The sequence below is a fragment of the Cryobacterium sp. MLB-32 genome (assembly GCF_000738085.1).
Lineage (GTDB): Bacteria > Actinomycetota > Actinomycetes > Actinomycetales > Microbacteriaceae > Cryobacterium.
This window is the reverse complement of the sequence record NZ_JPRS01000169.1, coordinates 1-9,367: the sequence shown is the minus strand read 5'-3', so window position 1 is coordinate 9,367 and position 9,367 is coordinate 1. Positions and strand designations below refer to the sequence as shown.

The 9,367-nt window shown below is 67.4% G+C and carries 7 protein-coding genes; 6 read left to right on the top strand and 1 reads right to left on the bottom strand.

Translation table 11 applies throughout. The annotated features are described in order from the left end of the window. The first annotated feature begins 115 nt into the window (after window positions 1–115). The 5 genes from JF66_RS22395 (at window position 116) to JF66_RS14925 (ending at window position 7,048) form a co-directional block, all read left to right on the top strand. Window positions 116–433, top strand: a complete 318-nt coding sequence (locus JF66_RS22395) for a WhiB family transcriptional regulator (RefSeq protein WP_081882418.1) — start codon at window positions 116–118, stop codon at window positions 431–433. A gap of 86 nt (window positions 434–519) precedes the next feature. Further along, window positions 520–3,954: a glycosyltransferase family 2 protein gene (locus tag JF66_RS14940; protein ID WP_051973589.1), complete on the top strand. Its 3,435-nt coding sequence runs from the start codon at window positions 520–522 to the stop codon at window positions 3,952–3,954. Further along, complete coding sequence (locus tag JF66_RS14935; RefSeq protein WP_035879285.1) at window positions 3,944–5,404, top strand: DUF5719 family protein; 1,461 nt, start codon at window positions 3,944–3,946, stop codon at window positions 5,402–5,404. Before JF66_RS14940 ends, JF66_RS14935 begins: the two co-directional genes overlap by 11 nt. A 739-nt stretch (window positions 5,405–6,143) precedes the next feature. Beyond that, window positions 6,144–6,500: a hypothetical protein gene (locus JF66_RS14930; RefSeq protein WP_035879284.1), complete on the top strand. Its 357-nt coding sequence runs from the start codon at window positions 6,144–6,146 to the stop codon at window positions 6,498–6,500. A gap of 68 nt (window positions 6,501–6,568) precedes the next feature. Continuing rightward, on the top strand, window positions 6,569–7,048 hold the full coding sequence (locus JF66_RS14925) for a GNAT family N-acetyltransferase (RefSeq protein WP_035879283.1): 480 nt from the start codon (window positions 6,569–6,571) through the stop codon (window positions 7,046–7,048). A gap of 182 nt (window positions 7,049–7,230) precedes the next feature. On the opposite strand, the gene JF66_RS14920 is transcribed toward JF66_RS14925, so the two are convergent. Next, window positions 7,231–8,178, bottom strand: a complete 948-nt coding sequence (locus JF66_RS14920; RefSeq protein WP_035879286.1) for a DNA-3-methyladenine glycosylase — start codon at window positions 8,176–8,178, stop codon at window positions 7,231–7,233. A 422-nt stretch (window positions 8,179–8,600) separates the two neighbouring features. Here JF66_RS14920 and JF66_RS14915 point away from each other — a divergent pair. Next, window positions 8,601–9,367 (top strand): DUF222 domain-containing protein (locus JF66_RS14915; protein WP_035879282.1); only part of this gene is annotated, 767 nt, incomplete at its 3' end.

The window sequence follows — 9,367 nt, the reverse complement described above, 5'->3', positions numbered from 1 at the left end:
AACTCTCTAGAAACTATTGAGGGTTTACTATCCGCGACTTGACGAAAAGGAATTACACGGGTGTAATTAGGGGGTGACGCGCAACCGGGGCGTCACTTGATCGGTGGGAGACGATATGGCTATACCTGATTATCGTTCTGGAGTCCCCGAGGACTGGTTCGTTGATCCTGTTTACCTGGGTGTACCCGGCGTTCGACAGGACATTGGCGAGGGCAACCCCCTCTCCTGGCAGACCGACTCCTTGTGCGCTCAGACCGACCCCGAGGCGTTCTTTCCGGAAAAAGGCGGATCAACCCGCGATGCCAAAAAGATTTGCGCATCGTGTGAGGTTCGCACGCAGTGCCTGGAATACGCGCTGGCCAACGATGAGCGGTTTGGCATCTGGGGCGGTCTCTCTGAACGAGAGCGCCGCAAACTTCGAAAACGCGCCTGACGATCGGGTGAGTGCGTGGCCCCATTTCGAGGCGCGCCCTCCCACTTGACCCCCGGCGGCAATACCCGACCTAGGCTGTCTACGTTATGCAACCGCGAGTCACTGCCATCCTTGTCGCCCGGAACGGTGCGAAGCACCTTGAGCGAACGCTCGAGGCGCTAGCCCGCCAAACTCGTCAGCCGGACATCGTGATCACGGTCGACGGCGGCTCGACGGATGGCACAGCAGACATGCTGTCGCGGTTCGGACCCACCCAATTCATTTCGGCATCCGCTGACCTGAGCTTCGGGCAGGCCATTGCGGCCGCCGTGCGAGTCACGTCCCCGCCAGAGGATGACCGGCAGATGCTGTGGCTGCTGGCGCAGGACAGCGCTCCCGAACCGGAGGCCCTGGCCAAGCTGCTGGCCGAGCTGGAGATCTCCCCGTCCGTTGCCGTGGCCGGTCCCAAGGTGATGGAGTGGGAGGCCGAGAAGTACATCCATGACTTCGGCATCACCATGACGCCGGGCGGTTCGACCGTCACCCTGGTGGAGAGCGAGCTCGACCAGGGACAGCACGACGGTCTGAGCGATGTGCTCGCCGTGAGCGCGGGCGGCATGCTCGTGCGTCACACCGTCTGGAACCAACTCGGCGGATTCGATCCTGCACTGCCCGTCGTCGATGACTCCCTCGACTTCTGCGTGCGAGTACGCCTGGCCGGTTACCGCGTGTCGGTCGCCCCCGCAGCCCGCGTCGCCTCGGCCGGTGCCGGTGTGGCGGGACCCAACCAGTCATCCCGAGGCAGCCTGCGCCGCCGCCGGGTGCGCGCCGAGCGCTCCGCTCAGTTGCACCGTCGGCTCGCGTATTCACCGGCGTGGGCCCTGGTCTTCCACTGGCTGTCCCTGGTGCCGCTCGCCTTCCTGCGTTCCCTCGGCCAACTGCTGCAGAAGGAACCGGGCGCCGTTCTCGGCGAGTTCGCCGCCGCGTTCAGCGCCGCCTTCCACGGCCGACGGGTGCGAGCCGCGCGCCGCAGGCTCGCCGCCACCCGGTCGTTGGGCTGGGCATCCATCGCCAGTCTGCGGGTGACGAGCGCCGAGATGCGACGCCGTCACGCCCTGCAACGCGAAGCCAGCCTGGCCGGTGCTCGCGGCGATCGGCCCGAGATTCGCTTCTTCGCCAGCGGCGGTGCCTGGACCGTGCTGGCGGCCGCCTTCGTGTCCCTGGTCATGTTCGCGCCCCTGCTGAACGCACAGACCCTCGCCGGCGGCGGCATGCTGCCGCTCTCCGCCAACCTGATCGATCTCTGGACCAGCGCGACCTACGGATGGCGCGACATCAGCCTCGGCTTCGTCGGCGCCGCCGATCCGTTCAGCGCCGTGCTGGCCGTGCTCGGGTCGCTCACCTTCTGGGCTCCGTCCTTCTCCCTCGTGCTCATCTACCTGCTCGCGGTTCCACTCGCCGCCCTCGGAGCATGGATGGCGGCGACCCGCCTGACCGATCGTGGGGGACTCCGCGCCCTGGCCGCCGTGCTGTGGGTATTGGCGCCGACGTTTCTCAGCGCTCTGTCCACGGGGCGTCCGGCCGCGATCCTCGTGCATCTGCTCTTGCCGTGGCTGTTCTTCGCCGGGTACGCGGCGGCTCGCTCGTGGTCCGCGTCGGCATCCGCTGCCCTCCTCTTTGCAGCGATCGTGGCCTGCGCGCCCTCACTCGCACCGGCGCTTCTGGTCATGTGGCTGGTCGTGTTGCTCACCGGTGGGCGCAGCATGATGCGTTTCATCGGCATCCCGCTGCCCGCGCTCGTGCTGGCCGCGCCGCTCGTGATCGATCAGGGAGTGCGCGGCAACTGGCTCGCACTGCTCGCCGATCCCGGACTGCCCATCTCGACCCCACACGTGAGCGACTGGCAGATCGCGCTCGGGTTTCCGTCGGGAGAGCTCGGCGGCTGGGTGCCGCTGCTGAGCCAACTGGGAATACCCGGCGTGAACGCCGAAATCCTGGTTCCGGTGTTGCTCGCCCCCGTGGCGTTGCTAGCCCTCACCGCCCTCCTGCTCAACGGTGCGCGGAGCGGCGCTTTCGCGCTCTTCATCGCGCTGCTTGGCTTCGCCACCGCGCTCGGCGCGAACCACCTCCTCCTCGCATCGGTGGGCGCCGAAGCCATCGGTGTCTGGGCGGGCGCCGGGCTCAGCCTGTACTGGCTCGGAATCGTCGGCGCCGTCGTCATCTCACTGCGCGCCCTACGCCGGGTGGCTCTTGCACCCGGGCTGACCGCCGCCCTCGCCCTCTCCATTGTGGCCGTTCCACTCCTCCTCGCGGTGCCGCTCGGCACGACCCTCGTGATCAAGGGAACCGACCGCACCCAGCCGGCCTTCATCGACGCCGAAGCGCAGGTCAACTCGCGGGTGGGTACCCTGCAGATCACCCCGCAGGCCGACGGCGGCATCCGTGCCACGGTCGTGCGCGGCCCCGGCGCCGTGCTCAATCAGCAGTCGACGCTGGAGAGCACCGACGCGTCGCTCAGTGCGGAACAGCGCGACCTCGCGACTCTGGCCGGCAACCTCGCTTCTCGCAGCGGTTTTGATGCTGCGGCGGGATTGGCCGATTTCGGCATCCGTTTCGTCGTACTGCAGACCGAGGCGCCGGCCGAAAACGGCGTGCCGTCGTCGGCAAGCCCCGAAGCCGACGCCACCGCGATTCGTACCGAGACGGCGCTCGACGGCAATGCCGCGCTAGCTCCGGTGGGTGACACCGACTTCGGTCGTCTGTGGCAGCACGAAGCGACTCCGGAGGAACGCGCGACCGCGGCGATTCCCGCGAACGCGGGCGGCCTGTACGGCCTGCTGTGGACGCTTGCCGCCCTCGTCGTGTTCGGCGTCGCCGTGCTGCTGTCCATCCCCGCGGGCGCTGGACGTGAGGCCGTGCGACAGGCCAATCGCGAGGCGATCCGCCGTGCCGCACGGGAACAGGCCAGGCAAGCCAAACAGGCCAGGCCGGCCAAGGCGAAAATGCGCGTGGGTCGAACGAAACCGACCCGCTCCAAGCCGTCACCAGCCGTCACCACGGAAAAGGATGCCGCCGCGGCGACGCCGAACGGCGCCGCTGACAATGCCGGTGACGCCGGTGCCGGTGCCGGTGCACCTACGCGTACCCCGACCCCGAGGCCATCGGTGGCGAAGCGCGACGCGAAGAGTGCCGCGAGAGCGGTCGCGGCAGCAACAAAGGCGGATGCCGCGGCTGCGAAGGCGAGCGCCAAGGCTCGGGCTCAGGCCGCTGACCAGAATGACGACGACGATGCCCCGATGCGGAAGAGATCCGAAGCCGTGGCTGCTGCGACAGCGCCAGTGACAGCGCCTGCAGTCGCCTCGCACGCCGTGAATGAGGCTGCGGACGACATCCCGGACAACGGCGAGACGGCCAGCGATGCGATCGGCACCGACACGACGGCCGCCGCGCGGGCCACCGATGCGCCGCACACGCACGCAACGACCCCCGATGCGCCGCACACAGACACGCCCAACCCCGAGGAGGCCGACAATGCCCAGTAACTCCGCACCGGCCCGCATCGGAAAACGCGCCTTCACCGCCACGCTCGGTCTGGTCGGCGTGGCCTTGGCCGTCGGCGTTGTGGGCGGCGGCATCGTGCTGCCATGGCCGACCATCGCGGCGGTTCCCGTCTCGGAGGTCATCACTCCCACGCCGAGCGAACAGCAGCGGGTCTGCCCCGGACCGCTGCTCGCGCTCGCGGAGGATTCGACCCAGGCGCAGGCGGCAACATCCGTCGGCGACGCTGCCGCCGTGTACACCGCGCGTGCCTCGGCCTCAAGCTCGCAGGACATTCCGGTGCAGACCAGCGACATCACAGCGGTCGACAACGCGTCGGGCAGCGGGGCACCGCGCCTGCTCACCGTGCCCGTTCAGCCGGGTTCCACCGCCGCGCCGCTCGTTGCCGGCAGTCAGTCGCAGACCATCGCCACCGAGACGCTGCACGGGCTGGCCGTCGCTGCCTGTGCCGAGGCGACCAGTGACGCGTGGCTCGTGGGCGGGTCGACGGATGTGGGGCGCTCCAGCCTCGTGTTGCTGAGCAACCCGACGACCGTGCTCGCCACTGTTGACCTCACCGTGTTCGGCGAGTCCGGACCCGTCGACGCACCCGGCGCCACCGGAATTCTCGTGCAGCCCGGCGAACAGCGCATCGTGTCGCTGGCCGGATTGGCCCCCAATCTCAAGTCGCCCGTTGTGCACGTTCAGTCGCGCGGCGGCCAGACGACGGCCACGCTCGAGCAGAGCAGCATCCGCGGCATCGAACCCGGCGGAGTGGAGCTCGTCGCGCCGACCACCGGTCCCGCGCTCCAGCAGGTCATCTCCGGAGTTCGGCTGCTGGCGCCGCCCGCCGCCGAGGTGTCCGGCACCGATGCCGGCGTCGCCGACGGCACGCCCAGCGTGCGCGTGCTGGTGACCGGAACGAAGCCGGCCGTGGTTCAGGTGGGGCTCACGAGCACGAACGACTCATCGGCGGGCGCCTCGGTTGAGGTCGAACTGCCGCCGGGCATCGTCACCGAGGTGCCGTTCCCCGAGCTCACCGAGGGCACCTTCTCGGTGTCGGTGACGTCCGACCAGCCCGTGGTGACCGCGGCGCGCACCGAAACCGTGGGCGCGGCGAGCAAGGACTTCGCCTGGTTCACGGCGTCGGAGCCGCTCAACGACGACTTTCTGGTAAGCGTCGCGGACGGTCCCGGGCCGGTCCTGCACCTCGTGAACACCGGGCAGTCGGACGCCCGACTCGCCATCACCCCCGAGAACGGCACCCGCGTGACGGTGGCTGTCCCCGCCGGTGCCCCGGTCGACGTGCCGTTGATCGCCGGCGCGAACTATCTCGTGTCAGGCCCCACCGCGATTGTGGCGTCCGTGGGATATTCCGGCGATGGCATACTCTCCTCGTTCACGGTGCGGCCAGCAGGTCCGCTTGCGGCCACCATCCGGGTGTACCCGCACTAGGCGTCCCGAGCAATCCGGTTGCTGGCAATCAGGTTGCTGGCACCCGGTTGCTGGCACCCGGTTGCTGGCACCCGGTTGAGCGGGGTGGTTCTGCACGGGGATGCCCGCTGCGACGGGCAGCGCCGGTGTGAGAGGGCGAAAGTTGCCCCCTCTCGTGGTGACCTGCCATCTTCTGCCCCATGCACAATCCGACCTGGCATCTTCTTTTCCATACGTAATTCGAACTGCCATCTTCTGCCCGCGGGCGATTCGAACGTCAACTTCGGCCGCATGGGCGATTCGAACGGCCATCTTCTGCCCCTGGGCGGCCCGACCTGCCAACTCCTGCCCCCTGGGCAATTCGAACTGCCATCTTCTGCCGCATGGGCGGTTCGAACTGCCATCTTCTGCCCCTTGGGCGGTCCGAACTGCGATTTTCGGCCCCCTGGGTAATTCGAACTGCCAACTTCGGCCGCATGGGCGGTTCGAACTGCCAACTTCTGCCCCTTGGGCATTTCGATCCGCCATGTTCTGCCCCTTGGCGGGCATCGAAGGGGCGGATGTTGTCCTCTCGCGTGGCTGCGACAGGATGCGTGGCCGCGACAGCGCGGGCCGGTCACTCGGGCACGCTTGCACCCGTCTGGCGGTTGACAGACCGGGCAAGAGTGGGCACTATTTTTCACATCTAATGTGAGGTGTGGGAGATCGTTCAAAATAGTGCGGCTGCGGATGATCTCGCCGAAAAAACGGGAGGATCACCATGGAGCGTGGTTTGGACCTTGTATCTCAGGCCGAGGAATTCGCCGGTACGGACAACGTGATTGCCTTGGTCAAGGCCGTCTGGCAAGACCCGGACGTCGGGCGGCGCCTCCTTGAGCAGCGAGATGAGACCCTCGTCGAGTTTGGGATCGTGCTTCCCAAACATCTCGATCTGGTTCCTCTCGGTTTGGGCCGACGAGGCGGAAAGCCAACGCCGGATTTCACGCCCTTCGAGATTCGACTCACGCGCTGCAGAACCATACTGGTGCGTAATCCGGACACCGGACTCCCGCAGATGGAGACGGTGTGCTTCGGCATCGAGATCGTTCCTACCAAAGGGCCGCCGCCCATCGGCTGATGGCGAGTGCGGTGAGGTCCCTCGGGGGTCGGCGCCGTTGGTCTTCCGCAGGCCGGTAAATTGGGGTGATGATCGAGATTCAGCGCGAGGCACCGTTGGCAGCGGATGTGCGCCGGCTGCTGAGCGAGCATCTGGCCGAGATGTTTGCCACGTCGCCGGCGGAGAGTGTGCACGCTCTGGACGCTGAGGCGCTGTCGAGGCCGGGGATATCGTTCTGGACGGCTCGGGAGAATGGGGCGCTCCTGGGGTGCGTCGCGCTCACAGACTTGTCGTCGGGTCACGGCGAGATCAAGTCCATGCGCACGGCCCTGAACGCCCGAGGGCGGGGTATCGCCGCGACACTGCTCGCCCATGTCGTCGATCATGCGCGGCGCGACGGTTACGAGAATATTTCTCTTGAAACCGGAACGGAAGACTACTTCGCTGCGGCCCGTCGTTTGTACTCCCGTCACGGGTTTGTCGAGTGCGATCCGTTCGCGGACTATGTACTCGACCCGAACAGCATCTACATGAGCCTGGGCCTCGGCGGCAAGGTCCGACCGGCCTGATCAAGCGGTCACGGCGATGCGTGCGTTCACGCCCAAAACGTTCACGGCCCGAACCCTGCGACAAGCACGGTTGACACGTTCCGGGTGGAGCCTCAGTATTCGCTGTAGCCCGTGCCCGTGCGGCGTGGAGTCGCGGCGCACGGAGCGGAGCTGAACTGAGCCACGACGAGAAGTCGGGACCGCTAACGGTTGCGATGATCGACGAAGGCCGCGCGAGGGCCGCGGCGCGGCTTCACACCCAGTCCGCTCGCCTCAAGCAGCCTCACCACGCGGTAGCGGTGTGGACGCCATTTCTCCATGGCCACGAGCATCTGCTCGTCAGTGAATGCCTCACCGGCGAGGGTGTGGCCGATCATGCCGGACAGGTGGAAATCCCCTACCGAGAGCGCGTCGGCGTCACCGAAGGCGCGCTGCGCGGTTTCGGCTGCGGTCCACGCGCCGACTCCCGGCACTGCGCGGAGGCGGGCCGAGGCATCCGCGGCGGAGAGGGCGGCTGCTCCCTCGAGCTGGCGGGCGAGTCCCAGGCAGACCTGAACAATTCCGGCGCGGCGGGGATCCACCCCGGCCTTGTGCCACTCCCACGAGGGAATTAGTTGCCAGGCGCGGATGGTGGGCACGACCATCATGCCGAGCGGAACCGGACCGGGTGCTGGTGTACCGTACGTCCGCACCAGGCGGCGCCAAGAGGCGGTGGCCTGAAGGCTGATCACCTTCTGTTCGAGTATCGCCGGGATGAGGGATTCCAACACACGCCCGGTGCGCGGAATTCGCAGGCCCGGCAGGCGCCGGTGTGCCACGGCGAGGCTATCGACGCCGGGAACGAATCCGGTGGGATCGTCGAGGGCACCCACCATCACGGGCGCGGCGTCGAGGGCGGCGCGAGCGCCCGCGCCCCAGGCTTCGCAGCGCATCGTGTGCAGGCCTGACTGGGTGAATCGGAGGGTGGCTGGGCCATCGGGGGTGAGAGTGGTGCGCCACAGCGTGCCGTCGGCGTCAACGTGGTGCGTGGGGTCCCCAGCCCCGCGCCTCAGCCGGGACAGGGTGAGGGTGATGCTCGTGGGGAACGGCGCCTGCCAGGTCGACGAGACGTCCGGCGTGGCATTGGGCGGGGTCAGGAGATCGAAGGTCATGCTGCCGATACCTCCCTCGTCGTTCTCCTCCACACTAATTCGTCGTGGTCGATTTTCTCCCTGATCTCTTGCGCTCCTTCCTGACGATGTCCGGATCCCGTCGTGGCCGCCGTTCCGGTGAGGCCGACAGGCGGGGCTTGCTCGGCAGCCCGTTGGGGGTAGCGTTCAGGCCCGTGGCGATCCGCTGGACTTCGGCGACGGTTCCAGCGGCGCTGTGGCGCCCGGCGGTCCACGTGAGGAGTGTGCTCGTGGCCCGCGACTGCATTCAGGACCCCGCTGGCGTGGGGCGTGTCGCCGCTTGGCCTGATTGGTGTGAGAACTGTTCCTCCACAGGGAAGAATCTTTGCCAGTTGTGCACAGAAATACCCGGTCAGGGCTGTTTAGGTCGCTTCAGTGTCGGTGGTGGCTGGGAAAATTATGCCATGACCACTTCAACGGACCTCCTGATCGAGAGCACGGCGGAACTCGCCGAGACGTACTCTCGAGCTCTGGGTGGCGGGGTGTGTTCAGAGGGCGGGCCGAGTGCGGGGTTGGAGCTTCAGCGGATGACCGATGCGGGTTTGTTGGCCGTGGCGGATGCCGTGTTTGCGAGTGGACGGCGGTTGGACGCGCTGAAGGCGCAGGTGGCCGGTCAGCTGCAGGACCGGTTCGAGCATGATTCGGGGCCGCACAGCATCTCGGCACGAACCGGCAACAGGAATGCCGCGGCAGCCCTGACGGATATCGGGCATATCTCCATGGCGGAGGCCGGGCGACTCTGCCGAGTGGGGGCGGTGACCAGACCACGGAGGAGCCTGATCGGGGAGGCTCGACCGCCGGAATACTCCGCGGTCGCCGAGGCCCTCGCTGCCGGGGTTCTGCCGGTGGATTCGGCGCTGTTCATCACGGCGAACCTGGCGCAGGCGGCCCCGCGAGCGACCACCGACGACATGATTGCGGCGGAGAAGGAACTGGTGGAGTTCGCGGCGACCAACCCGGTGGACTCGGTGCGGAAACTGTCGGTGCGCTACCGCGATGCTCTCGACGTCGACGGCGTCGAACCGCGCGAGGAGGTGCTCGTCTCACGGCGGGCTCTGACCCGGCTGGTGCAGCCGAACGGCATGAAACGCTACATTCTCGACGCCGACCCGGTGTCAGCCGCGTTCCTCGACACCGCCATTGACGGGATGGTCAGTGCGGAACTGCGCAA

What these genes read in the sequence shown, in the direction of transcription:
- JF66_RS14935 (WP_035879285.1), top strand. Translation starts at nt 3,944, where the DNA reads ATGCCCAGTAACTCCGCACCGGCCCGCATCGGAAAACGCGCCTTCACC.
- JF66_RS14920 (WP_035879286.1), bottom strand. Translation starts at nt 8,178, where the DNA reads ATGACCTTCGATCTCCTGACCCCGCCCAATGCCACGCCGGACGTCTCG.
- JF66_RS22395 (WP_081882418.1), top strand. Translation starts at nt 116, where the DNA reads ATGGCTATACCTGATTATCGTTCTGGAGTCCCCGAGGACTGGTTCGTT.
- JF66_RS14925 (WP_035879283.1), top strand. Translation starts at nt 6,569, where the DNA reads ATGATCGAGATTCAGCGCGAGGCACCGTTGGCAGCGGATGTGCGCCGG.
- JF66_RS14930 (WP_035879284.1), top strand. Translation starts at nt 6,144, where the DNA reads ATGGAGCGTGGTTTGGACCTTGTATCTCAGGCCGAGGAATTCGCCGGT.
- JF66_RS14940 (WP_051973589.1), top strand. Translation starts at nt 520, where the DNA reads ATGCAACCGCGAGTCACTGCCATCCTTGTCGCCCGGAACGGTGCGAAG.